The organism is Modestobacter marinus (assembly GCF_019799945.1).
Classification (GTDB): domain Bacteria; phylum Actinomycetota; class Actinomycetes; order Mycobacteriales; family Geodermatophilaceae; genus Modestobacter; species Modestobacter marinus_B.
The window spans coordinates 56366-80088 of the sequence record NZ_JABGCH010000024.1; the positions used below are offsets into that span (position 1 = coordinate 56366).

The following is a 23723-nucleotide window of genomic DNA, read 5'->3' on the forward strand; positions in this document are numbered from 1 at the left end:
CCCCGCCGGGGGGCGGCCGGCCGCGCGGAGGAGGAGCCCCGTGGTCAGCCCCCGTCCCACCGTCGCTGCGATGCCCGCCTACAAGCCGGGCCGCAACCCGGCCGACCTGGCCCGGGAGATCGGGGTCGAGCGCGCGGTCAAGCTGGCCAGCAACGAGGTCGCGTTCCCGCCGCTGCCCGCCGTCCTGCAGGCCATCTCGGCGACGGCGGGGGAGACCAACCGCTATCCCGACAACGGCGCCGTCGTCCTGACCGCCAGGCTGGCCGAGCGCTACGGCGTCGAGCCGGCGCAGGTGGCGACCGGCTGCGGTGCGGTCACCCTCTGCCAGCAGCTGGCCCAGGCCTACAACGACCCGGGCACCACCATCGCCTTCGCCTGGCGGTCCTTCGAGATGTACCCGCTGCTGGCCCAGGTGGCCGGCGCGCGGAGCCGGCAGGTGCCGCTGGTCCCCGGCACGCCCGGCGGCGCCGCCGACACCCACGACCTCGAGGCGCTGGCCGCCGCGATCGACGACAGCACGCGGCTGGTGTTCGTCTGCAACCCGAACAACCCCACCGGGACGGCGGTGCGCCGCGCGGAGCTGGAGCGCTTCCTGGACGCGGTCCCTGGCGACACGCTCGTCGTGCTGGACGAGGCCTACCGGGAGTTCGTCACCGACCCCGACGTCCCCGACGGCGTCGAGCTGATGCGCGGGCGGTCCAACGTCGCCGTGCTGCGCACCTTCTCCAAGGCGTGGGGGCTGGCCGGGCTGCGGATCGGCTACCTGCTGGCCGAGGACGTCGCGGTCGCCGACGCCGTCCGCCGAACGCACGTGCCTTTCAGCGTCAACACCCTCGCCCAGGCCGCGGCGGTGGCGGCCCTGGCCAGCGAGGACGAGGTGCGCCGCCGCTGCGCGGCCGTGGTCGAGGAGCGGGCGCGGCTCACCGCGGCGCTGCGCGAGCGGAGCCTGCCGGTCGCCGACAGCCAGGCGAACTTCGTGTGGCTGCCGCTGGGGGAGCGCACCGCGGAGGTCGCCGCCGGGCTGGAGGGGCGCGCGGTGATCACCCGCCCCTTCGCCGGCGAGGGGCTGCGGGTCACGGTCGGCACCCCCGAGGAGGACGACGTCTTCCTCGGCGCGCTGGACGACGTCCTGAGCAGCCTCTCCACGACCGCTGCCGGAGCCTGAGCAGAGGCCTCCGGGGCGCGTGGTTCGATGGGCGACGTGTCTGCTCCCCGCGTGCTGTCCGGCATCCAGCCGACGGCGGACTCGTTCCACCTCGGCAACCACCTGGGTGCCCTCAAGCAGTGGGTGAGCCTGCAGGACGACCACGACGCCTTCTACTGCGTCGTGGACCTGCACGCGATCACCATGGAGCAGCCCGACCCCGCGGTGCTCCGGCGGCGCACGCTGGTCTCCGCCGCCCAGCTCGTCGCGCTCGGGGTCGACCCGGCGCGCAGCGCGCTGTTCGTGCAGAGCCACGTGCCCGAGCACACCCAGCTGTCCTGGGTCCTGGAGTGCCTGACCGGGTTCGGCGAGGCCGGCCGGATGACCCAGTTCAAGGACAAGAGCCAGCGCCAGGGGACGGCGAGCACCAGCGTGGGCCTGTTCACCTACCCGGTGCTGCAGGCCGCGGACATCCTGCTCTACCAGGCCGCCCGGGTGCCGGTCGGTGAGGACCAGAAGCAGCACCTGGAGCTCACCCGCGACCTCGCGACCCGGTTCAACGGCCGGTACGGGCAGACCTTCGTCCTGCCGGAGGCGTTCACCCCGCCGGGTGCGGCCAAGGTGCTCGACCTGCAGTCGCCGGACAAGAAGATGAGCAAGAGCCTGCCGCGGGCCGGCTGCATCAACCTGCTCGACGACCCCAAGGTGACCGCGAAGAAGATCCGGTCGGCGGTCACCGACACCGGGCGCGAGGTCGTCGCGGACCCGGTGGAGAAGCCCGGCGTCACCAACCTGCTGGCCATCCACTCGGCGCTGTCGGGCCGGAGCACCGCCGAGCTGGAGGAGCACTTCGCCGGCCGCGGCTACGGCGACCTGAAGAAGGAGCTCGTCGAGGTCGTCACCGAGGCGCTCGCCCCGATCCAGCAGCGCACCCGCGAGCTGCTCGACGACCCCGCCGAGCTGGAGCGGGTCCTGGCCGCCGGCGCCGCCCGGGCGCGCGAGGTGTCGGCCGCCACGCTGGCCACGGTGTACGACCGGGTCGGCTTCCTGCTCCCCGGAGGCGCAGCGCGGTGAGCACGTGTGCGGCCGCGGGGCCGACGAGCGGGGAGGGCGCGTGACCGAGCGCCCCTTCCGCGCCGACGACACCTTCGTCCACGACCTCGGAGCTCCCCGCCGGTCCCGGGACACCGCCGTCCTGGGTGTGGTCGTGTCGATCCCCGAGCCCTGGGCGCAGCTGTTCGTCGAGTGGCGCAGCAAGTGCGGCGACCCGCAGGCCAGCCTGGTGCCCCCGCACGTGACCCTGCTGCCGCCCACCGAGGTGGCGATGAGCGACCGGCAGGCCATCAGCGACCACCTGGCGCGGGTCGCCGCCGCGCACCCGGCCTTCGACATGCACCTGTCGGGCACGGGCACCTTCCGGCCGGTGTCCGAGGTGGTGTTCGTCGCCGTCGCGCGGGGCATCGCCTACTGCGAGCAGATCGCCGCCGACGTGCGCAGCGGCCCGCTCGCCCGCTCCCTCAACTTCCCGTACCACCCGCACGTCACGGTGGCCCACGACGTGCCCGCCGACATGCTGGACCTGGCCTACGCCGGCCTGGCCGACCTGCACGTCGAGTTCCGGGTCGAGTCGTTCACCGAGTTCGAGCAGCTGCCCGACGGCGCCTGGGCGGTGTCCCAGGAGTACCCGCTCACCGGGCCCGGCGCCGGCTGAGCCGCACCGCGGCCGCCGGGCGGGCGTGATCGTCAGCCGGGACACTCGACCGGTGAGCGAGCCGCGGACCCCTGCCCCGGCTCCCGGTCCCGGCGGGAACGTGTTCGGCCGGGCCGCCGCCGGCGCCCGGGGGGTCCTCCGCCGGTCCCGGGACCGGTGGCCGTGGCTGGACCACCTGGTGCACGCCGGCGGCCACTACAACCGCGTGCAGGGCGACCTGCTGGCCGCCGGGGTCACCTACTACGTCTTCCTCGCGCTGTTCCCGGTGCTGCTGCTGGCCGCCTCCGTCGCCGGCTACGTGCTGTCGGGGAACCCGCTGCTGGAGCAACGCCTGATCCAGGGCATCCAGAACACGGTGCCCGGGGACACCGGGCAGCGGCTCGCGGACCAGGTGGACGGCGCCATCGACTCCCGCGGCGTGGTCGGGGTGCTGGGCCTGCTCGGCTTCCTGTTCATCGGGCTGGGGGCGGTCGACAAGCTCCGGGTGGGCATGGACGTCGTCTGGCGCGGCCGGCCCGACCCACCCGACTTCCTCCTCGACCGGCTCCGCGACCTCGGTGCGCTGCTCGGCCTGGGCGTCGCCGGGGGGATGAGCGTCGGACTGACCACGACCGCCACCGCCGCGTCGTCCCGGCTGCTCGAGTGGCTGGGGCTGGACCTCGTCCCCGGGTTCTTCCTGCTCACCGCCGGGATCGCGATCCTGCTCGCGCTGCTCGGTGACACCCTGGTGTTCCTCTGGGTCCTCAAGGGGGTGCCGGACAACCCGTTCGGCGTGCGGCAGCTGCTGCCCGGTGCGGTCTTCGGCGCGGTCGGCTTCGAGCTGCTCAAGCTGGTCGGCAACGCGTACCTGAGCATCATCGGCGACAACGTGACCGCGCAGACCCTCGGCGGGATCGTCGGCCTGATCGTCTGGATCAACGTGGTCGCCCGGTTCGCGTTCTACACCGCGTCGTGGACGGCGACGATCCCGGCGATCGAGCGGGTGCGTTCCCCCGCCGAGCCGGAACCGGCGCCGGAACCGGGCGTCCCGGCAGCGACCGGCGAGCCGCGCTCCCGCCCGTCCCCGGTCAGGGTGGCCCTGGGTCTGCTGGGTGCCGGGATGGTGACAGGTGCGGTGGCGGGCCGGCTGCTGGCCCGCTCGGCGGGACGCGGTGCACCGCCCGCCGGCGCCCCATCACGGTCGCGGTGACGATGCCGACCGCGCCCGCCGCCAGGGCGATCGCCACCCACGGCGACCGGGGGTCGTCACTCGCGCTGACCAGCGCCACGTCGGGTCCGCGCGTGCCCTCCGCCGACGCCGACAGGGCCGCGGCGTCCTCGGCCGAGAGCTCTCCGTCGGCGGACTCGGACCCCTCCGCGACGGCGACCGTCTGCACCTCCCCGGGGTCGACCAGCCGCCCCACCCCCTGCGCGTCGGCCGGGACGGCGAACCCCCAGTCCAGCAGCCGGGCCGCCTGGTCCCGGGCCCTCACCGGGAACCGCTCGGCCTGCATGACGCTGACCACCAGCCGCCGCCCGTCCCGCTCCGCGGCGGCGACGAAGGTGTGCCGGGCCGCGTCGGTGAACCCGTTCTTCCCTCCCAGCGTGCCGGGGTAGGTGTCGAGCAGGGTGTCCTCGTTCTGGATCTGGTACCCCTCGGACACGCCGGGGACGGGCGGCATCTGCGCGGTCCGGGTCTGCAGCACGTCGAGGGTGTACGGGTCGGCCACCAGCTGCCGCATGATCAGCGCCAGGTCGTAGGGCGAGGAGGACTGGCCGGCGACGTCCAGCCCGGACGGCGTCCCGGCCACGGTGTCCGCGGCGCCGAGCCGCTCCGCCGTCTCGTTCATCGCGGCGACAGCGCTCTCCACCCCACCGGCCGCGCGGGCCAGGGCGTTCGCCGCGTCGTTGCCCGACTGCATCATCAGCGCCCGGAACAGCAGGTCCACGGAGTACTGGCCGCCGCGCACGAGGCCGACCCGGCTGCCCTCGATCCCCTCGTCCTCCTCCGTCCCCTCGACCACCAGGTCGTGGTCGAGCACCGGCGCGAGGGTGAGCAGCGTCAGGGTCTTGAGCGTGCTCGCCGGGTAGTAGCGGCCGTGCGGGTCCTGCGCACCGAGCACCGCACCGCTGGTCGCGTCCGCGACCAGCCACCCGCGCGCGTCGATCCCCTCCGGCAGCGGCGGCGCCCCGGCGGCGGTGACCAGCCCGCGGGTGTTCAGTCCCTCCCCGCCCACCGTGCTGCCGTCGGGGGCGTACCCCTGGGGCGGGCCGTTCTCGTACGGGGCGGTGGGGGAGGGCGCGGAGGGGTCGACCGTGGGCCGAACGTCCTCGGCGAGCGCGGGGCCGGCGGTGCCCAGCACGACCAGCCCCACCGCGAGGCCCGCGGCGGTGCGCCGGACGGCCTGGAGCAGTGCCATGGCCCGGACGCTAGACCGCCGGGCGGGCCGGCGGGGTACGCAACGATCGGGTCTCTATCCGGTTCCCGGTACCTGTGCCGCTCCCGCCCGCCGTTAGCGTGCCGGAGTCGCCGTCGCCTGGCCGGACCGTGCACGCGGGAGCCGGACGGCGCGGGGACGCGAGCACATCCACCGAAGCGGGACGCGGTCGACCGATGTCGTCCACGGCCCCCGAGAGAGGAGACCGTCTTGCGCCGAGCGCGTGGGATGAAGGCCGCGGCGTTGCTGCTGGCCGGCAGCTTGGCCCTGGCCGCCTGTGCCAGTGACGAGCCCGAGGCCGGCGGCGGCAGCGCCGGCACCAGCGCCGAGGGCGGTGGCGAGCTGCAGGTCGGCATCGCCTACGACACCGGCGGCCGCGGCGACAAGTCGTTCAACGACTCCGCCTACGCCGGCGCCTCGGCCGCCGTGGAGGAGCTGGGTGGCACGGTCACCGACCTCACGCCGAACGCCGACGCCTCCAACCGCGTCGACCTGCTCACGCAGCTGGCCGACGACGGCTCGAACCCGGTCATCGGGGTCGGCTTCGCCTTCGCCGACGCGATCGCCGAGGTGGCGCCGCAGTACCCCGAGACGACGTTCGCGATCGTCGACTCCTCGGTCGCCGACGCCGGGCTGGACAACGTGACCGGCCTGCTGTTCGCCGCCAACGAGGGCTCCTTCCTCGGCGGCGTGGCCGCGGCGCTGAAGTCGCAGACCAACCACATCGGCTTCGTCGGTGGCGTCGAGTCGCCGCTGATCCAGGAGTTCGAGGCCGGTTACGTCGCCGGCGCCCAGGCCGCCAAGCCGGGCATCCAGGTCGACGTCCAGTACATCTCGCCGGCCGGCGACTTCTCCGGCTTCTCCGACCCGGCCAAGGGCTACACGCTGGCCCAGGGCATGTACCAGGGCGGGGCGGACATCGTGTACCACGCCGCGGGCGCCTCCGGGCAGGGCGTGTTCCGCGCGGCGGCCGAGGCCGGCGGCCAGGCCATCGGCGTCGACTCGGACCAGTACGAGACCATCGGTGACCCGGCGCTGCAGGCGGTCATCATGACCTCCGTCCTCAAGCGGGTCGACAACGCGATCCAGCAGTTCATCACCGACTACTCCGAGGGCAACGTGACCGGCGGCGAGGACCGGGTCGCCGACCTCGAGTCCGAGGGCGTCGGCCTGTCCACCTCCGGCGGGAAGATCGACGACATCTCCGCCCAGCTGGACACCTTCGAGCAGCAGATCGTCGGCGGCGAGATCGAGGTCCCGACCACCCCGTGACGCGCTCGGCGGGAAGCAGTTCCTGAGCACGGACGGAAGGCGGCGGGTCCGGGGCGCCACAGGCCCCGGACCCGCCGTTTTCCGTGTGTACGGTCTCGGCGTCGAGTGAGGACGCCGTCGGGCGCGGTCGGGAGGACCCCCGCCGCGGCCGCCCCCACCGCACCGGCCCCGAGGAGACAGGATTGGACGAGTCGACACCGCTCGCGGTGGAGCTGCGCGGGATCACCAAGCGCTTCCCCGGCGTCGTCGCGAACAAGGACATCGAGCTGCGCGTCGCCCGGGGCGAGGTGCACGCCATCGTCGGCGAGAACGGTGCCGGCAAGTCCACGCTGATGAAGACGCTGTACGGGATGCACCGCCCGGACGAGGGGCAGGTCCTCGTCGACGGCCGCGAGGTGCACTTCCGCAGCCCCAACGACGCGATCGCCGCCGGCATCGGCATGGTGCACCAGCACTTCATGCTGGCCGACAACTTCACCGTGCTGGAGAACGTCGTCCTCGGCAGCGAGCCGACCCGGGGCGGCCGGCTGGACCGGGCCACCGCGGGCCGCCGCATCCGGGAGATCTCCGACAGCTACTCCCTCGGGCTGGACCCCGACGCGCTGGTCGAGGACCTCGGCGTCGGCGACCGGCAGCGGGTCGAGATCGCCAAGGTGCTCTACCGGGGCGCGACCACGCTGATCCTCGACGAGCCCACCGCCGTCCTCGTGCCCCAGGAGGTCGACGAGCTGTTCGGCAACCTGGCCGAGCTCAAGCGCGAGGGCCTCACGGTCATCTTCATCTCGCACAAGCTCGACGAGGTCCGGAAGGTCGCCGACTCCATCACCGTCATCCGGCGGGGGACGACGGTGGGCACCGCCGACCCGCGGACGACGACCGCCCGGCAGCTCGCCGAGATGATGGTCGGCGCCGAGCTGCCCACCCCGGCCACCCGCGAGTCCACGGTTCGCGAGGTGCCCGTGCTCGAGGTCCGCGGGCTCACCGTGCCCGGTGCCGGGGGCGGCCGGGCCGTGGTGGAGGACGTCACGCTGACCGTCCGCGAGGGCGAGGTCGTCGGGATCGCCGGCGTCGAGGGCAACGGCCAGGCCGAGCTGATCGACGCGCTGCTGGGCCTGCGCCTGCCCTCCGCCGGCACGGTGAGCCTCGGCGGGCAGGACGTCACCGGCTGGTCGACCCGCCGCCGGCGGGAGAGCGGCATCGGCTTCATCCCCGAGGACCGGCACCGGCAGGGGATGCTGCTGGAGGCCCCGCTGTGGGAGAACCGCATCCTCGGTCACCAGACCCGCCCGCCGGCGGGCAACGGCCGGTTCATCGACCGGAAGGCGGCCCGGGAGGACACCGGGCGGATCATGCGGGACTACGACGTCCGCGCGCCCGACCCGGACACCCTCGCCGTCGCCCTCTCCGGCGGCAACCAGCAGAAGCTCATCGTCGGGCGGGAGATGAGCGCGCACCCGCGGGTGCTGCTGGCCGCCCATCCGACCCGGGGCGTCGACGTCGGCGCCCAGGCGGTCATCTGGGAGCTGCTGAAGGACGCCCGCGCCGAGGGGATGGCCATCGTCCTGGTCTCCGCCGACCTCGAGGAGCTGATCGGCCTGTCCGACACCCTGCACGTCATGCTGCGCGGGCAGCTGGTCGCCACCGTCGACCCCCGCTCGGTCACCCCCGAGGAGCTCGGCGGGCACATGACCGGCGGGCACCACCCGTCCCCGGCGGGTGCGGCGTGAGCGTGCTGAGCCGGTGGGGCGCGGTCCTGCTGGCCCCCGCGATGGCGCTGCTCATCGCGCTGGCCATCTCCGGGCTGGTGATGGGCGCGCTCGGGGTCAACCCGTTCCGGGTGCTGACGGTGATGGTGGACTTCGGGGACACCCCCAGCCAGCAGGTCACCCAGATCGTCGCCGTCCTCAACCGGGCGCTGCCGCTGTTCCTCGCCGGCCTGGCGGTGGCGATCGGGTTCCGGATGGGGCTGTTCAACATCGGTGTCGAGGGCCAGTACCGGATGGCCACGATCATCGCCGCGACAGTGGGCGCCGCCGTCGTCCTGCCCGGGCCGCTGCACGTCGCGCTGATCATCGCGGTCGCGATGGTCGTCGGGGCGCTGTGGGCCGGGATCGTCGCCGTCCTCAAGGTCACCCGCGGCGTGAGCGAGGTGATCAGCTCGATCATGTTGAACACGATCGCGCTGGGCCTGGCCTCCTACCTGCTCACCGGGCCGTTCCGGGGCAGCCCGGAGGGCGCCTCGATCGTCGCCACCGCGGAGATCCCCGAGTCCGGCCGGATCGGCGGGCTCAACGGGGTCTTCGACGTCCTCGGGCTGGCCAACCCGCCGCGGCAGCTGTACGGCTTCCTGCTGGTGGCGGTGGTGGTCGGCGTCCTGGTGTGGGTGCTGCTGCAGCGGACCCGGTTCGGCTTCGACCTGCGGGCCACCGGCCTCTCGCCGTCGGCGGCCAGCGCCAGCGGCGTCGACGCCCGGGGCATGGTCGTGAAGACCATGCTGCTGTCCGGGGCGGTCGCCGGGCTCATCGGGCTGCCCGACCTGCTCGGCCGGACGTACGAGTACAACAGCGACTTCACCTCCGGGCTGGGCTTCCTGGGCATCGCCGTCGCCCTGCTGGGCCGCAACAGCCCCGCCGGCATCGCCCTCGCCGCGGTGCTCTACGCCTTCCTCGACCGGGCCTCGGTGCCGCTGCAGGCAGCCCAGCTCCCGTCCTCGGTCGTCACGATCATCCAGGGCACGATCGTGCTCGCGGTGGTCGTCGCCAACGAGATCGCCCGGCGGCTGAGCCGCCGGGCGGCCGAGCGGGCCAGCCGCCAGGCGCCGAGCGCGCCGGCGCCGCAGGCGCAGCAGCCGGCCGCCCAGGAGGTCACCTCATGAGCACGACGATGTCGACGGACACCTCGGCGCCGTCCGGGGTGGGCGGTCGCCTCCGCGGTCTGGCCGGCGCCCGCCGCGTCTGGCTCGGGGTCGCCGTGCTGCTCGTGCTCATCTCGGTGGTGCGGGTCGTCAGCGGCGAGGACGCGCTGACGTCGTCCTCGACGTTCTCCGCCGCCCTGCTGCTGACCGCGCCGATCCTGCTGGTGGCGCTGGGCGGGCTGTACGCCGAGCGCGCGGGCGTGGTCAACATCGGCCTCGAGGGCATGATGATCCTGGGCACCTGGGGGGCCGGGTACGCCGGCTACCAGTGGGGCTGGCAGGCGGCGATCGTCGGCGGACTGCTGTTCGGCGCGCTGGGCGGGCTGCTCCACGCCGTCGCCACGGTGACCTTCGGGGTCGACCACGTGATCTCCGGGGTGGCGATCAACATCCTCGCCGCGGGCGTCGTCCGGTTCCTCTCCGAGTCGGTCTACACCGGGCGGGACGACGGCGCCGGCATCACCCAGTCGCCGGGGATGGCGAGCCGGCCGCCGTCGTTCTCCGTGCCGGTGCTCTCCAGCGGGCCGGACCTGCTCGGCGAGCTGGAGGAGCTGCACTGGTTCCTGATCAGCGACCTGGCCGGGGTGCTGCGCGGCTTCACCACCGGGGTGGGCGTGCTGACGCTGATCGCGGTGCTGCTGGTGCCGGCGACCTACCTGCTGCTGTGGCGCACCGCGTTCGGGCTGCGGCTGCGGTCGTGCGGGGAGAACCCGGCCGCCGCGGACTCCCTCGGCGTCGCGGTGTACCGGATCAAGTACATCGCCGTGATCATCTCCGGCGCGCTGGCCGGGCTGGGCGGCGTCGTCCTGGTGTTCATCGCGAACATCTACCGGGAGGGCCAGACCAACGGCCGCGGCTTCATCGGCCTCGCGGCGCTGATCTTCGGCAACTGGCGGCCCGGCGGACTCACCGGCGGTGCGCTGCTGTTCGGCTTCGCCGACGGGCTGCAACTGCGCAGCCGCAGCGCGGTGGTCGCCCTGCTGCTGCTGGTCGCGGTGCTGCTGGTGGCCATCTGCATCTGGCAGCTGGCCCGCCGGCGGGTGGTGCAGGGCGTGCTCGCCCTGGTCTTCGCCGCGGCCGCGCTGGTCGGTTACCTGACCATCGAGGAGCTGCCGACGGGCATCGTCTCCTTCACCCCGCACCTGGTCACCTTGCTGGTGCTGTCGCTGGCCTCCCAGCGACTACGGATGCCGAAGGCCGACGGGCTGGTCTACCGACGAGGAGAGCACTGACATGGGAGCGACCCGATGACACCGCAGGTCGACTGGGACGCGCTCCGCACCGCCGCCCGCGAGGCGATGACGCACGCGTACGTGCCCTACTCGACGTTCCCCGTCGGGGTCGCCGGGCTGGTCGACGACGGCCGGGTGGTGACCGGCTGCAACGTCGAGAACGCCTCCTACGGGCTCGGGTTGTGCGCCGAGTGCGGCATGGTCAGCGACCTGGCCCGCACCGGCGGCGGCCGGCTGGTGGCGGTGGCCTGCGTCGGCGGGGACGGGCAGCCGCTGATGCCCTGCGGCCGCTGCCGACAGCTGCTGTGGGAGCACGGCGGCGCCACGATGCTGCTCGAGACGGTGTCGCTGGGCATCGTGCCGATGAGCCAGGTGCTGCCCGACGCGTTCGGTCCCGACGACCTGGTCGCCGCCGCCGAGCGCGAGGGGCGTGTATGACCGCGTTCGACGCGATCGACGTCGTCCGCGCCAAGCGGGACGGGCAGCCGCTGAGCCCGGAGCAGATCCGCTGGGTGATCGGCGCGTACACCGCCGGGGCGGTGCCGGACGAGCAGATGAGCGCGCTGCTCATGGCGGTCTTCTTCCGCGGGATGACGCCGGACGAGCTGGCCGTCTGGACGCAGGCGATGATCGACTCCGGCGTCCGCAAGGACCTGTCCTCGCTGGGCCGGCCCACCGCGGACAAGCACTCCACCGGCGGGGTCGGCGACAAGACCACCCTGCCGCTCGCACCGCTGGTCGCCGCCTGCGGCGTCGCGGTGCCCCAGCTGTCCGGCCGGGGGCTCGGCCACACCGGCGGCACGCTGGACAAGCTGGAGTCGGTCCCCGGCTGGCGGGCGTCGCTGACCGACGCCGAGTACGTGCAGCAGCTGCGGGACGTCGGCGCGGTCATCTGCGCGGCGGGCAACGACCTCGCGCCGGCGGACAAGCGGCTGTACGCGCTGCGGGACGTGACCGGCACGGTCGAGTCGATCCCGCTGATCGCCAGCTCGATCATGAGCAAGAAGATCGCCGAGGGCGCCGACGCGCTGGTGCTGGACGTGAAGACCGGCTCGGGGGCGTTCATGAAGGACGTCGACTCGTCCCGGGAGCTGGCCCGCACCATGGTCGGGCTCGGGGAGGCGGCCGGGGTGCGCACGGTGGCGCTGGTCACCGCGATGGACCGCCCGCTGGGCCGCGCGGCGGGCAACGCCGTGGAGGTCGCCGAGTCCGTCGAGGTCCTCGCCGGGGGCGGGCCGGCCGACGTCGTCGAGCTCACCGTCGCCCTGGCCCGGGAGATGCTCGCCGGCGCCGGCCGGGACGACGTCGACCCCGCCGAGGCGCTCGCCGACGGGCGGGCCATGGACGTGTGGCGGCGCATGATCAGCGCCCAGGGCGGCGACCCCGACGCCCCGCTGCCGCAGCCGGCCGAACGGCACGTGGTGACCGCCCCCGCGACCGGCACCCTCACCCGGCTGGACGCCTACGCGCTCGGCGTCGCCGCCTGGCGGCTGGGCGCCGGCCGGGCCCGCAAGGAGGACCCGGTGTCCGCCGCGGCCGGGATCACCTGGACCACGGGGGTGGGGGAGCAGGTCACCGCCGGGCAGCCGCTGCTGGAGCTGCAGACCGACGACGCCGCGCGCATCCCCCGGGCGCTGGAGGCGCTCGCGGGCGCGATCGGCGTCGACACCGACGACCGCCCGCTGCCGCTGATCGTCGACCGGCTGTAGCAGGGCCCCCGGCCCCCCCACCCCTCGCCGGCTCGGGGCGGGACCCTGCAGGGGGCCCCAGCGGCATGGAGGACACTGACCTGTCGTGCAGAAGGACCCCCTCTTCCCCACCACTCGCACGCTCGCGGCGGGACCCGAGAGGGAGCCGTTGGACGACGACGCCGCGATCTCCATCCGCGGCCTCGTCAAGCAGTACGGCGACCGCGCCGCCGTCGACGGCCTGGACCTCGACATCCGCCGCGGCGAGATCTTCGCGCTGCTCGGGCCCAACGGGGCCGGCAAGACGACCACCGTCGAGGTGCTGGAGGGCTACCGGCGGCGCGACGGCGGTGAGGTGCGCGTGCTCGGGGTCGACCCGGCCACCGGCGGCCGCCGCTGGAAGGCCGACCTCGGGATCGTGCTGCAGTCCGGCGCCGGGGACAGCCAGCTGACCTGCCGCGAGCTGCTGCAGGCGCAGGGGTCCTACTACGCCGACCCCCGCGACCCCGACGAGGTGCTGGAGCTGGTCGGGCTCACCGAGAAGGCCGGTGCCCGCGGCCGCACCCTGTCCGGCGGCCAGCGGCGCCGGCTCGACGTGGCGCTCGGGATCGTCGGGCGGCCCCGGCTGCTCTTCCTGGACGAGCCGACCACCGGCTTCGACCCGGAGGCGCGGCGCCAGTTCTGGGGGCTCATCCGGTCGCTGCGCGACCTGGGCACCACCATGCTGCTGACCACCCACTACCTGGACGAGGCCGAGGAGCTGGCCGACCGGGTCGGGGTCATCGCCCGCGGCCGGCTGGTCGAGGTCGCCGTCCCGTCCTCCCTCGGCGGGCGGGGGACGGCACCCGCCGTCGTCAGCTGGACCGAGGACGGTGTCCGGCGCACCGCCGAGACCGCCACCCCCACCGCGCTGGTCGCCGAGCTCGCCGCCCGCTTCCCCGGTGAGGTGCCCGACCTGAGGGTGAACCGGCCGACGCTGGAGGACGCCTACCTCAAGATGATCGGGGACCGCGCATGACCACCACCACCGCCGAGCGGACCGCGCTGCCCTCGCTGGCCCGGGTCTACCGCACGCGCGCCGGCGTGGAGCTGAAGGAGTTCTTCCGCCAGCGCGAGTCGGTGGTCTTCACCCTGCTGTTCCCGGTGATCCTGCTACTGGGCCTGGGCGCGGTGCTCGACTACGACCTGGGGGAGGGCATCGACTTCCCGCAGTACTTCATGGCCGGGGTGATCGCCGCTGGGATCGTCGGCGCGAGTCTGCAGAACATGGCGATCCACATCGCCGGCGAGCGGTCCGACGGGACGCTCAAGAGCCTGGCCGGCACCCCGATGCCGGCCAGCGCCTACTTCGTCGGCAAGGTCGTCCAGGTCCTCGCCGTCACGGCCGCGACGCTCGCGCTGCTGCTGCTGATCGGGGTGCTCGTCCACGGCATCGACCTGCCGTCGGGCGGCGACTGGCTCACCTTCGGCTGGGTGACCCTGCTGGGTGCGGGGGCCTGCACGCTGCTCGGCATCGCCGTCTCCACGCTGGCCCGCAACGGGCGGTCCGCCTCGGCGACGGTCACCCCGATCGCGTTGGTGCTGGAGTTCGTGTCCGGCGTCTTCATGCCCTTCCACCAGGTGCCGGGCTGGCTGCAGGACATCGCCGCCGTCTTCCCGGTCAAGTGGCTCGCCCAGGGGCTCCGCTCGGTGTTCCTCCCCGAGAGCATGGTCGCCCAGGAGCCGGCCGGCTCGTGGGAACTGGGCCGGGTCGCGCTCGTGCTCGCCATCTGGTGCGTCGTCGGGCTGCTGCTGTGCGTCCGCACGTTCCGCTGGCAGGACCGCGGGGACGGCTGAGACCTTCGCCGGCCGTGTCCCCCGGCGTGCTGGGTGGTCGCGGGGTGACGTTCAGTACCGTCGGGTCGTGCCCGCTGAGCTGAACGCCGAGACCCTCGCCCGCGCGCCGAAGGTGCTGCTCCACGACCACCTCGACGGCGGCCTGCGGCCCGGCACGGTGCTCGAGCTGGCCGAGGAGGCGGGCTACCGCGACCTGCCCGCCGACGAGCCGGAGGCGTTGGGGCGCTGGTTCCGCGAGGCCGCGGACTCCGGGTCGCTGGTGCGCTACCTGGAGACCTTCGCGCACACCGTGGCGGTGATGCAGCGGCCCGAGGCCGTCCAGCGGGTCGCCCGGGAGTGCGCCCTCGACCTGGCCGCCGATGGCGTCGTCTACGCCGAGGTCCGGATGGCCCCCGAGCTGCTGACCGCGATGCCGCTGGAGGCCGCCGTCGAGGCCATGCTCGACGGTTACGCCGAGGGCGCCCACGAGGCCGCGGCGGCCGGCCGGCCGATCGTCGTCGGCACCCTGCTGTGCGCTATGCGCCAGGCCGACCGGTGGGTGGAGGTGGCCCAGCAGGTCGTCCGCCACCTCGACGTCGGGGTGGTCGGCTTCGACCTGGCCGGCCCCGAGGACGGGTTCCCGCCGGACCGCATCCCGGAGGCGATCGCCGTCCTCGACCGGGCCGGGGCGCACCGGACCGTGCACGCCGGTGAGGCGGCCGGCATCCCGTCCATCCTCGCCGCGCTGGACGGCGCCGGGGCGGAGCGGCTCGGGCACGGGGTGCGCATCGCCGACGAGGTCCTGCCGGACGGCCCGCTCGGCCCGGTGGCCCAGCGGGTGCGGGACGAGCAGGTCGTCCTGGAGGTCGCGCCGTCGTCCAACGTGCAGACCGGCGCCTACCCGTCGCTGGCCGCCCACCCGGTCGACCGGCTGCACCGGGCCGGGTTCGCCGTCACGCTGAACACCGACAACCGGCTGATGAGCGGCGTCTCGGCGACCAGTGAGCTGGCCGCGGTGACCGGGACGTTCGGCTGGACCTGGACCGACGTGCAGACCGTCGCCGAGCGGGCGCTCGCCGCCGCCTTCGTGGACGACACCGAGCGCGCGCGGCTGCTGGCCGACGTCGTCCGACCCGGGTACGCCGCGCTGCGCGCCTGACCACCGCGGCGGGTCGTGACGGCGGGGACGTCGACGCAGCGGCCGACCGGATCGCGACGCTGCGTCGTCGGTCACGCCACGTGCGGGAATCATCCCAGGTCCGACGCTGCTAACCTGTGTGGGTCGGCGTCTGCCGGCCATCCTCCCGGACGGAACTGTCCGGGTACGAGCGCATCCGTGCAGATCCGGCGTCACCGCTGACGCAGAACGATCGCCAGTGAGGACGCCGGGCTTCCCGCGTCCCTGCACCACCACGGGACGCGCACCGATCTGTATCGGAGTCCCCGCTTGTCCTCGTTCGACTCTGTCGACGTCCAGAACACCCCTGAGAACGACCTCCCCGAGGTCACGGCCGCGGCCGTGGTCGAGGAGACCCCCGAGCCCACCGGCCCGACCTTCGCCGAGCTGGGCCTGCCCCACCAGCTGGTGACCGCGCTCGAGCGGCGTGGCATCCGGCACCCGTTCGCCATCCAGACCTCCGCGCTGCCCGACGCCCTCGCCGGGCGCGACGTGCTCGGCAAGGCCGCCACCGGATCGGGCAAGACGCTCGCGTTCGGCCTGCCGATGCTCGCCCGGATCGGCGCGGACGTGCGGCAGGGCCGTCGCCCCGCCCGCGGCCTCGTGCTCGTGCCCACGCGTGAGCTGGCCCAGCAGGTGCACGACAACCTGGCCCCGCTCGGCCAGGCCATGGGCGTGCAGATGGCCGCCGTCTACGGCGGCGCCTCGATGTACCGCCAGATCCAGCAGCTGCGCCGCGGCGTGGACGTGCTGATCGCCACCCCCGGCCGGCTGCAGGACCTGATCAACCAGGGCGAGGCCACCCTCGCCGAGGTCGAGGTCTCGATCATCGACGAGGCGGACTTCATGTCCGACCTCGGCTTCCTGCCGGTGGTCAAGGAGCTGCTCGACCAGACCCGGCGCGACGCCCAGCGGCTGCTGTTCTCGGCCACGCTGGACGGCGAGGTCGACACCCTGGTCCGCCGCTACCTCAAGGACCCGGCCCGGCACGAGGTCCTCCGCGCGGAGGACACCGGCCCGGCTGCCGAGCACCTGGCCTACAGCGTGTCCTTCCCGGACAAGCTGAAGGTCGCCGAGCAGATGGCCTCCCGCCCGGGCCGGATCCTCGTGTTCGTGCGCACCCAGCACGGTGCCGACCGGCTGGCCGGCAACCTGCAGGCCGTCGGCATCAACGCCGAGGCGATTCACGGTGGCCTGCCCCAGTCGGCGCGCCGCCGGGCGCTGGAGGCGTTCACCGACGCCCGCAGCCCCGTGCTGGTGGCCACCGACGTCGCCGCCCGCGGCATCCACGTCGACGACGTCTCGCTGGTCCTGCACTACGACCCGCCGGCAGACCACAAGACCTACCTGCACCGTTCCGGCCGCACCGCGCGCGCCGGTGCCGCGGGTGTCGTGGTCTCGCTGCTCCTGCCCGACCAGGTGGGCCAGGCCAAGCGCCGGTTCCGCCAGGCCAAGGTCGACCCGCAGGTCACCCGGGTCCGTCCGGGTGACGCGCCGATCGGCGAGCTCGTCGCCGGTGGCACGTTCGTGGAGCCGGTCGTCCGTCCGGTGCGCGAGTCGCGCCGTCCGGCCGGCGGTCCCGGTGGGCGTCGCCCGCGTCGTGACGGCGAGCGTCCCGGTGGGCGCAGCAGTGCTCCGCGTCGCTCCTTCGGCGACCGCGACCGGTCCTTCGGCGACCGCCCGCAGGGCGAGCGGCCCTCCGGTGAGCGTTCGTACGGCGGCCGCCCGCAGGGCGAGCGCCCCCACGGTGACCGGGACCGGCGTCCCGGTGGCCACCGCGGCCAGGGCGACGGGCAGCGCTCCGGCGGCCGCCCGACCCGCTCCTACTGAACAGGGCCCCCTCCTCGCGAGGGGGTCTGAGACGGCGACGGCCGGCTCCCGCTACCGCGGGGGCCGGCCGTCGCCGTTCGAGGTCCTCTCTCAGGTGCGGAAGGCCAGGGCCCCGCTGACCTCGGTGACCACGTCGTCCCACGCGGCGCGGAGCGCACCGGCCTCCTCGGCGGGCAGCGGTGCGGTCGGATCGGCCTCGCCGCGGGCCACCGCCCGGCCCAGCGGCGTGCCCGGAGACAGCAGCTGCTCGACCCGGGCCAGCCCGGCGTACTCGGCGACGTCCCGCACGCCCTCGACCGGCTGCAGCAGCGCCTCGTGCTGCACCAGCCCGCCGGCGCCGGCGGCGACCTCGTCGAGCACCTCGCCGAACTGGGGGAGGTCGTAGCGGTCCTGGTCGGCCGGCAGGGGCAGGACGTCGGTGTCGGCCACCTCCGGCCAGGACGCGATGTCGGTCAGGTCGTGCGGCTCGTCGCCGGCGCAGAACCGGGCCAGCTCCTCGGGTGAGGGGAAGAGGAAGACCCGGCCCTCCCGGCCGAGGAACCGGGCCCGGTCCTCCACGTAGCAGCGCAGCGTCAGCCCGGCGCCCTCCGGGACGACGAGCTCCACCGGCAGGATGCCGACCGCCTCCCAGAACTCCTGGGCCGCGGCGACGGCGGCCGGGCTGGCGCTCAGCCGGCCACTGCCGGCGATGGTCCGGGTTCCGGTGACGTCGGCGGGCGCCACGGCGGTCGCCCCGGCCGGCCGGCGGGTGGCGGCGTCCGGTGCGGCATCGACGACCTCCACCTCGTCGTCCTCGTCGACGAGGGTGACGTCGCTGTCTTCGAGGTCGTCCGGTTCCGCCGCGCGGGCCTGGGCCTCCTCGCTGGCCGGCGGGTAGTCGTCCGGGGAGACCGTCCCGGCGCCGGTCCAGTCGAGGTGCTCGTCGAGCTCCTCGAGGACGTCCTCCCACAGCTCGTCGACGGCGGTGCCCAGGCGCGACCACGCCTCCTCGCCGTCGCGGCCGAGGAAGGCCTGCACCCCCATGCCGAGCGCGGCGACCTCGGGGCGGGAGACCAGCTCGGCGACGTTCTCGAAGGCGGTCTCGTCCTCGTCGTCGTCCAGGTCGTCGTCACCGGCGGCGTCGCAGCACTCGGCGATCCGGCCCACCATGTCGACCACCGAGGCCAGCTCCTCGACGGCCCAGCGGTCCGGGTTCTCCGCGACCACGTCGTAGACGCCGTCGAGATCGAACCGGTGGTCCTCGTCGGGGGTCAGGTCCTCGGCGCCGAGCGTCGCCACCACCGGCCAGACCGGGTGGTCGGCGAGGTCGTGGTCGGTCGCCGTCCGGCAGAACACGGCGAGCGCGGCGGGGGAAGGGAACAGGTGGACGACGGCGGTGGGGCCGCCCTCCTCGTCGTCGTCCTCGACGGTGCTGCCGAGGAACGCCTGCCACTCCTCGCCGTCCTCCTCCCACGGTGGAGCCCACAGCGTGTAGCCGGTGCGGTCATCGAGGGTGAGGGCGATCGGGACGATGCTGGGCCTGGCCACCGGTCCATCCTGCCCGTACCAGCTGTGTGCTCGCGAAGCGGGCTCGGTCCGGCTCCGCTCTCAGGGGCGGCGCGCGGTGACGAGCCAGGCGGCCGATGGGTACTGGACGCCGCCGGGCTCCAGGTGCTCCTGCATGGAGCGGCGGAGGTCCTCCAGCGCCTGCCTCCTCCGCTCGTCGTCCAGGTCGGCGAGCAGCCAGGACATCCGCCCGCTGACCCACTCGTGGGCGCTGTCGACGTCGTCGCCGTACTGCACCGGCGCCTCCACGCCGGTGCACCGGACGTCGCTCCAGCCAGCGGCCGCAAGCGTGTCGTGGACCCGGTCGGGTGAGCTGAGCCCGAAGGGGCCCGGCGCGTCGGGCGGCGGCCCGGGCAGGGTCCGGCCGGCGGCCAGGGCGGCCAGTACCGCGGTCAGCCACTCGTTCCGGTCGAGCGGCTGCCAGGTGAGCAGCACGAGTCGGCCGCCGGGGCGGACGGCCCGGGCCAGGTTGGTGAACGCGGCGACCGGGTCGCCGAAGAACATCGCGCCCATCCGGCTGACGAGGACGTCGAACCCGGCCGTCGGGAACGGGTGGACCTGGGCGTCGGCCTGCAGGAAGTGCACGTTCGCGATGCCCTCCGCCCTGGCGCGGCTCCGGGCGACGTCCAGCAAGGCCGCGGAGAGGTCGACGCCGAGTGCGTCGCCGGTGGGACCGGCTCGCCGGGCGGCCGCCAGGGTGGTCCCGCCGGCCCCGCAGCCCACGTCGAGGACCCGCTCCCCGGCTGTCACCGTGGTCGCGGCGGCGAAAGGGCCGTCGTAGCTGCTCACCGAACTCTCGAAGGCCGCCACGTGTGCCGCCCAGTAGGCACCCTCGTCCCCGTTCCACGCCCGGGCCTGCTCGGCGTTGCTCGGATGCACCTCCACCGACGTGAACGCCACGGCTGCCACCGCCTCATGTAGTCCCTTGGGGAGCATCTGGTGTCTATTCCGCGGGGACGGATGCGTCAACGAGAGGCTCGATCCCCATGGTCGAGAACGATCCTGCTCCGGCGTCGCTGCTCACCACGACGTCCTTCGCGCTGCTGTGCCTGCTGGGCGTGCGGCCCTTACCGGATGGTCGACGACTGGGCGGACTGGGCGACCAGGGTGGTCGAGCGCTGGCCGGACCAGCCCGCCGACGCCCGGCCCGACCCCCGGGAGCTGGCGGAGATCGCCCGGCGCGCCCTGTGGTGACGGGGTGAGGCCCCTGTCGTCGGGCTCTCACACGCCGATCGGGTGCCAGACGCTCTTCGTCTCCAGGAACGGGCGCATCCGGGAGAGCCCGGGGTCCGCCGTCCAGTCCGGCTCCTCGGCCGGCGTGCGCAGCACCCGCTTGATCGTGCCGGCGGCCGAGCGCTCCAGCTCCATGGCCAGCGGTGTGGGTGCGCCCGCCAGGTCGATCCCGTCCACGTCGGCGTGCTCGGCCAGCCACGGGGCGAGCTCCGCGGCGTCACCGGTGAGCAGGTTGGCCACGCCGCCGGGGACGTCGGAGGTGGCCAGCACCTCGCCCAGGGTGATGGCCGGCAGCGGGCGCTCGAGCGAGCTGACCACGACCGCGGTGTTGCCCGCCGCGAGCACCGGCGCGACCACGCTCACCAGCCCGAGCAGCGAGCTCCGCTGCGGCGCGAGGACGGCGACCACCCCGGTCGGCTCGGGCACCGAGAACCCGAAGTAGGGGCCGGCGACCGGGTTGCTGCTGCCCAGGACGCCGGCCAGCTTGTCGGTCCACCCGGCGTACCAGACCCACCGGTCGATCGCGGCGTCGACTGAGGCGCGCGCCTTGCCGGCCGACAGCCCCTCGCCGGCCGCGACCTCCTCGGCGAACTGGGCGGCGCGGCCCTCCATCACCTCGGCGACCCGGTAGAGCACCTGGCCCCGGTTGTAGGCGGTGGCGCCGGACCACATGGCGAACGCGCCGCGCGCGGCCACGACGGCGTCCCGGGCGTCCTTGCGCGAGGCCCGGGCGGCGTTGGCCAGGAAGTGGCCCCGCGCGTCGGTCACCTCGTACGTGCGGCCGGACTCCGAGCGGGGGAAGGCGCCGCCCAGGTAGAGCTTGTAGGTCTTGCGCACGGCCAGCCGGTCGCTCATCAGTGGTCTCCCTGCAGGTAGGCCGCGAGCCCCTGCCGGCCGCCCTCGCGGCCGTACCCGGACTGCTTGTAGCCGCCGAACGGCGAGGTGGGGTCGAACTCGTTGAAGGTGTTGGCCCAGACCACCCCGGCGCGCAACCGGTCGGTGATCGCAAGGATCCGGGAGCCCTTCTCCGTCCAGACCCCCGCCGACAGCCCGTAGGTGGTGTTGTTCGCCTTGGCGACCGCCTCGTCGGGGGTGCGGAAGGTGAGCACGGACAGCACCGGCCCGAACACCTCGTCGCGGGCGATGCGGTGCGCGGCGGAGACGTCGGTGAACACCGTGGGCGGGAACCAGTAGCCCCGGTCGGGCAGCGTGCACTCGGGCTGCCAGCGCTGCGCCCCCTCTGCCTCGCCGATCTCCGACAGCTCGCGGATCCGCACCAGCTGCTCGGCCGAGTTGATCGCGCCGATGTCGGTGTTCTTGTCCAGCGGATCCCCGATGCGCAGCGTGCCGATGCGACGCTGCAGCGAGGCCAGCACCTCGTCGTGCACCGACTCCTGCACCAGCAGCCGAGAGCCGGCACAGCACACGTGGCCCTGGTTGAAGAAGATGCCGCGGACGATGCCCTCGACGGCCTGGTCGATCGGGGCGTCGTCGAACACGATGTTCGCCGCCTTGCCGCCCAGCTCCAGGGTCAGCCGCTTCTGCGTGCCGGCGACGGAGCGGGCGATCTCCCGGCCCACCTCGGTGGAGCCGGTGAACGCGACCTTGTCGACGTCGGGGTGGGCGACGAGGGACCGGCCGGTGTCACCGGCGCCGGTCACGATGTTCACCACGCCCGGCGGCAAATCGGCCTGCTGGCACACCTCGGCAAACAGCAGCGCGGTGAGCGGGGTGGTCTCGGCCGGCTTGAGGACGACGGTGTTGCCGGTGGCCAGCGCGGGGGCGATCTTCCAGGCGAGCATGAGCATCGGGAAGTTCCACGGGATGACCTGGCCGGCCACGCCGAGCGGTCGCGGTGCCGGGCCGAGGCCGGCGTGGTCGAGCTTGTCGGCCCAGCCGGCGTGGTGGAAGAAGTGCGCGGCGGCCTGCGGGACGTCGAAATCGCGGGACTCGCGGATCGGCTTGCCGTTGTCCAGCGACTCCAGGACGGCGAACTCCCGGGCGCGCTCCTGCAGCAGGCGGGCGATCCGGAACAGGTACTTGCCGCGGTCGGCCGGGCGCATCGGGCCCCAGACCCGGGTGAAGGCGCGGCGGGCGGCCCGGACGGCGCGGTCGACGTCCTCGCCGCTGCCGACGGCGACCTCGCTGAGCACCTCCTCCGTGGCCGGGTTGACCGTCTTCATGGTGCTGCCGGTGCCGTCGGTGAACTCGCCGTCGACGAACAGGCCGTAACTGGGCCGGACGTCGACGATCGACCGCGACTCGGGCGCGGGGGCGTACTCGAACAAGCTGGTCATCTCAGTCGACGCTCACGTGGTCGGGGCCGGAGTAGTGGCCGGTGCGGAGCTTCTGCCGCTGCAGGAGCAGGTCGTTGAGCAGGCTGGAGGCGCCGAGGCGGAACCAGTCGGGGGACAGCCAGTCGGCGCCGGCGGTCTCGTTGACGAGGACGAGGTGCTTGATCGCGTCCTTCGTCGTCCGGATGCCGCCGGCGGGCTTGAGGCCGACCTGGCGGCCGGTCGCGGCGCGGAAGTCGCGGACCGCCTCGAGCATCACCAAGCAGACGGGCAGCGTCGAGGCCGGGGAGATCTTGCCGGTGGAGGTCTTGATGAAGTCGCCGCCGGCGAGCATGGCCAGCCAGCTCGCCCGCCGCACGTTGTCGTAGGTGACGAGCTCGCCGGTCTCCAGGATGACCTTGAGGTGCGCGGGCCCGCAGGCCTCCTTCACCGCGACGATCTCGTCGAAGACGTCCAGGTAGCGGCCGGCGAGGAACGCGCCGCGGTCGATGACCATGTCGATCTCGTCGGCGCCGTTGGCGACGGCGTCCCGGACGTCGGCGAGCTTCACCGCGCGGCTGGCGCGGCCGCTGGGGAAGGCGGTGGCCACCGCGGCGACGCGGACGTCGGTGCCCTCCAGTGCCCGCTTCGCGACGTCGGCGAGGTCGCCGTAGACGCAGACCGCGGCCACCGAGGGGCAGGTGAGGTCCTCCGGGTCGGGACGACGTGCCTTGGCGGCGAGGCTCCGCACCTTCCCGGGGGTGTCCGCGCCCTCCAGCGTGGTCAGGTCGACCATCGAGATCGCGGTGTCGATCGCCCACGCCTTCGCGGTGGTCTTGATCGACCGGGTGCCGAGCACCTTGGCCCGGATCTCCGCGCCGACCTGGTCGACTCCGGGCAGCCCGTGCAGGAACGCCCGGAAGGCGTCGCCGGAGCGGGTCACGTCGGCGAACGGCTCGGGCGGGGTGCCCGGCGCGGTGTCCTGGCTGCCCGCGCCGTCCAGCGCGTTCGGGTCGAGCACGTGGGTCATGTCGGGCATTCTCCACTGCCCACCGACAGGACTGCGGTTCGCCAGGTCGGCGCCTGCCGGCCGGCCTCGTCGTCCGGACCGTGCACCCGTGATCTGCCGTCCCCGCATGCTGTCAACCCCACGTCGGGATCTGTGGGTACCGGCTTTGAGCTGGGGATCATGCTGCGGAGGCCACCTCGAACCGATAGACTTCGTACACACGTTCGAAGTTGTCGGGAGGTGTCGTGGGCGAGTTGCAGTCGGCCCTGGACGCGCTGGCGGCCGAGGACCTCTCGGGCATGTTCGGGCCGACGTTGCTTGTCCGGCTCAAAGATCTCTTGCAGGTGCAGAACCGGCTGGCCGCCGAGGTGACCCGCACGGTGCGGGAGTGTGAGAAGGCGGGTGCGGCGGAGTTCGACGGGCTGAAGACGATGCCGGCCTGGCTGCGCGGGCATGGTCGGCT

At 74.0% G+C, this 23723-nt stretch carries 19 protein-coding genes and 2 pseudogenes; 15 read left to right on the top strand and 6 right to left on the bottom strand.

Annotated features, from left to right (window positions below; all coding sequences use genetic code 11):
• The first annotated feature begins 40 nt into the window (after positions 1-40).
• The 4 genes and pseudogenes from hisC to HK417_RS25675 all read left to right on the top strand — a co-directional run.
• Entirely contained in the window at positions 41-1165 is a 1125-nt protein-coding gene (hisC, locus tag HK417_RS18275) for a histidinol-phosphate transaminase (protein WP_222269206.1), read from the top strand.
• A gap of 27 nt (positions 1166-1192) precedes the next feature.
• Complete coding sequence (trpS, locus tag HK417_RS18280; RefSeq protein ID WP_439957932.1) at positions 1193-2218, top strand: tryptophan--tRNA ligase; 1026 nt, start codon at positions 1193-1195, stop codon at positions 2216-2218.
• Positions 2219-2258: 40 nt separating this feature from the next.
• Entirely contained in the window at positions 2259-2855 is a 597-nt protein-coding gene (locus tag HK417_RS18285; protein WP_222269209.1) for a 2'-5' RNA ligase family protein, read from the top strand.
• Positions 2856-3060: 205 nt separating this feature from the next.
• Positions 3061-3810 (top strand): annotated as a pseudogene (locus HK417_RS25675) (YihY/virulence factor BrkB family protein); the annotation flags it as partial.
• A gap of 112 nt (positions 3811-3922) precedes the next feature.
• On the opposite strand, the gene HK417_RS18290 reads toward HK417_RS25675, so the two are convergent.
• Entirely contained in the window at positions 3923-5254 is a 1332-nt protein-coding gene (locus HK417_RS18290; protein WP_222269212.1) for a D-alanyl-D-alanine carboxypeptidase family protein, read from the bottom strand.
• A gap of 228 nt (positions 5255-5482) precedes the next feature.
• On the opposite strand from HK417_RS18290, the gene HK417_RS18295 reads away from it, so the two are divergent.
• From HK417_RS18295 to HK417_RS18340, 10 genes are all read left to right on the top strand, one after another.
• Positions 5483-6544 carry a BMP family lipoprotein gene (locus tag HK417_RS18295; RefSeq protein ID WP_261327202.1) on the top strand — a complete coding sequence of 354 codons (1062 nt, stop codon included), beginning with the start codon at positions 5483-5485 and terminating at the stop codon, positions 6542-6544.
• A 182-nt stretch (positions 6545-6726) separates the two neighbouring features.
• Positions 6727-8271, top strand: a complete 1545-nt coding sequence (locus HK417_RS18300; protein ID WP_222269215.1) for an ABC transporter ATP-binding protein — start codon at positions 6727-6729, stop codon at positions 8269-8271.
• Positions 8268-9419 (top strand): ABC transporter permease, encoded by a 1152-nt coding sequence (locus HK417_RS18305; protein ID WP_308123694.1) that lies wholly within the window; start codon positions 8268-8270, stop codon positions 9417-9419. Before HK417_RS18300 ends, HK417_RS18305 begins: the two co-directional genes overlap by 4 nt.
• A complete protein-coding gene (locus HK417_RS18310) occupies positions 9416-10690 on the top strand; it encodes an ABC transporter permease (RefSeq protein WP_222269218.1) in 1275 nt (424 codons plus the stop codon). Before HK417_RS18305 ends, HK417_RS18310 begins: the two co-directional genes overlap by 4 nt.
• A 15-nt stretch (positions 10691-10705) precedes the next feature.
• Entirely contained in the window at positions 10706-11128 is a 423-nt protein-coding gene (locus HK417_RS18315; protein ID WP_222269221.1) for a cytidine deaminase, read from the top strand.
• Positions 11125-12399, top strand: coding sequence for a thymidine phosphorylase (locus HK417_RS18320; protein WP_222269224.1), 1275 nt, complete (start codon positions 11125-11127; stop codon positions 12397-12399). Before HK417_RS18315 ends, HK417_RS18320 begins: the two co-directional genes overlap by 4 nt.
• Positions 12400-12484: 85 nt before the next feature.
• On the top strand, positions 12485-13396 hold the full coding sequence (locus HK417_RS18325) for an ABC transporter ATP-binding protein (protein WP_222269227.1): 912 nt from the start codon (positions 12485-12487) through the stop codon (positions 13394-13396).
• On the top strand, positions 13393-14214 hold the full coding sequence (locus tag HK417_RS18330; protein ID WP_222269230.1) for an ABC transporter permease: 822 nt from the start codon (positions 13393-13395) through the stop codon (positions 14212-14214). The genes HK417_RS18325 and HK417_RS18330 overlap by 4 nt, the downstream gene beginning before the upstream one ends.
• Before the next feature lie 67 nt (positions 14215-14281).
• Positions 14282-15352 carry an adenosine deaminase gene (locus HK417_RS18335; protein WP_222269233.1) on the top strand — a complete coding sequence of 357 codons (1071 nt, stop codon included), beginning with the start codon at positions 14282-14284 and terminating at the stop codon, positions 15350-15352.
• 288 nt (positions 15353-15640) lie between these two features.
• Positions 15641-17200, top strand: coding sequence for a DEAD/DEAH box helicase (locus HK417_RS18340; RefSeq protein ID WP_222269236.1), 1560 nt, complete (start codon positions 15641-15643; stop codon positions 17198-17200).
• Between the two features lie 90 nt (positions 17201-17290).
• Here HK417_RS18340 and HK417_RS18345 read toward each other — a convergent pair whose 3' ends face one another.
• From HK417_RS18345 to deoC, 5 genes are all read right to left on the bottom strand, one after another.
• Positions 17291-18727, bottom strand: a complete 1437-nt coding sequence (locus HK417_RS18345) for a hypothetical protein (RefSeq protein ID WP_222269239.1) — start codon at positions 18725-18727, stop codon at positions 17291-17293.
• Between the two features lie 60 nt (positions 18728-18787).
• Positions 18788-19645 (bottom strand): class I SAM-dependent methyltransferase, encoded by an 858-nt coding sequence (locus HK417_RS18350; protein ID WP_222269242.1) that lies wholly within the window; start codon positions 19643-19645, stop codon positions 18788-18790.
• A 321-nt stretch (positions 19646-19966) separates the two neighbouring features.
• On the bottom strand, positions 19967-20833 hold the full coding sequence (locus HK417_RS18355) for an aldehyde dehydrogenase family protein (RefSeq protein ID WP_222269245.1): 867 nt from the start codon (positions 20831-20833) through the stop codon (positions 19967-19969).
• Positions 20833-22275, bottom strand: a complete 1443-nt coding sequence (locus HK417_RS18360) for an aldehyde dehydrogenase family protein (RefSeq protein ID WP_222269247.1) — start codon at positions 22273-22275, stop codon at positions 20833-20835. Before HK417_RS18360 ends, HK417_RS18355 begins: the two co-directional genes overlap by 1 nt.
• Before the next feature lies 1 nt (position 22276).
• Complete coding sequence (gene deoC / locus HK417_RS18365; protein ID WP_222269249.1) at positions 22277-23281, bottom strand: deoxyribose-phosphate aldolase; 1005 nt, start codon at positions 23279-23281, stop codon at positions 22277-22279.
• Between the two features lie 224 nt (positions 23282-23505).
• Here deoC and HK417_RS18370 point away from each other — a divergent pair.
• A pseudogene (locus tag HK417_RS18370) lies at positions 23506-23723 on the top strand (endonuclease); the annotation flags it as partial.

Excerpts from the sequence above, each read along its gene's own strand:
- HK417_RS18355 (WP_222269245.1), bottom strand. The coding sequence starts at position 20,833 with ATGAGCGACCGGCTGGCCGTGCGCAAGACCTACAAGCTCTACCTGGGC.
- HK417_RS18315 (WP_222269221.1), top strand. The coding sequence starts at position 10,706 with ATGACACCGCAGGTCGACTGGGACGCGCTCCGCACCGCCGCCCGCGAG.
- HK417_RS18320 (WP_222269224.1), top strand. The coding sequence starts at position 11,125 with ATGACCGCGTTCGACGCGATCGACGTCGTCCGCGCCAAGCGGGACGGG.
- trpS (WP_439957932.1), top strand. The coding sequence starts at position 1,193 with ATGGGCGACGTGTCTGCTCCCCGCGTGCTGTCCGGCATCCAGCCGACG.
- deoC (WP_222269249.1), bottom strand. The coding sequence starts at position 23,281 with ATGACCCACGTGCTCGACCCGAACGCGCTGGACGGCGCGGGCAGCCAG.
- HK417_RS18290 (WP_222269212.1), bottom strand. The coding sequence starts at position 5,254 with ATGGCACTGCTCCAGGCCGTCCGGCGCACCGCCGCGGGCCTCGCGGTG.
- HK417_RS18310 (WP_222269218.1), top strand. The coding sequence starts at position 9,416 with ATGAGCACGACGATGTCGACGGACACCTCGGCGCCGTCCGGGGTGGGC.
- HK417_RS18330 (WP_222269230.1), top strand. The coding sequence starts at position 13,393 with ATGACCACCACCACCGCCGAGCGGACCGCGCTGCCCTCGCTGGCCCGG.
- HK417_RS18360 (WP_222269247.1), bottom strand. The coding sequence starts at position 22,275 with ATGACCAGCTTGTTCGAGTACGCCCCCGCGCCCGAGTCGCGGTCGATC.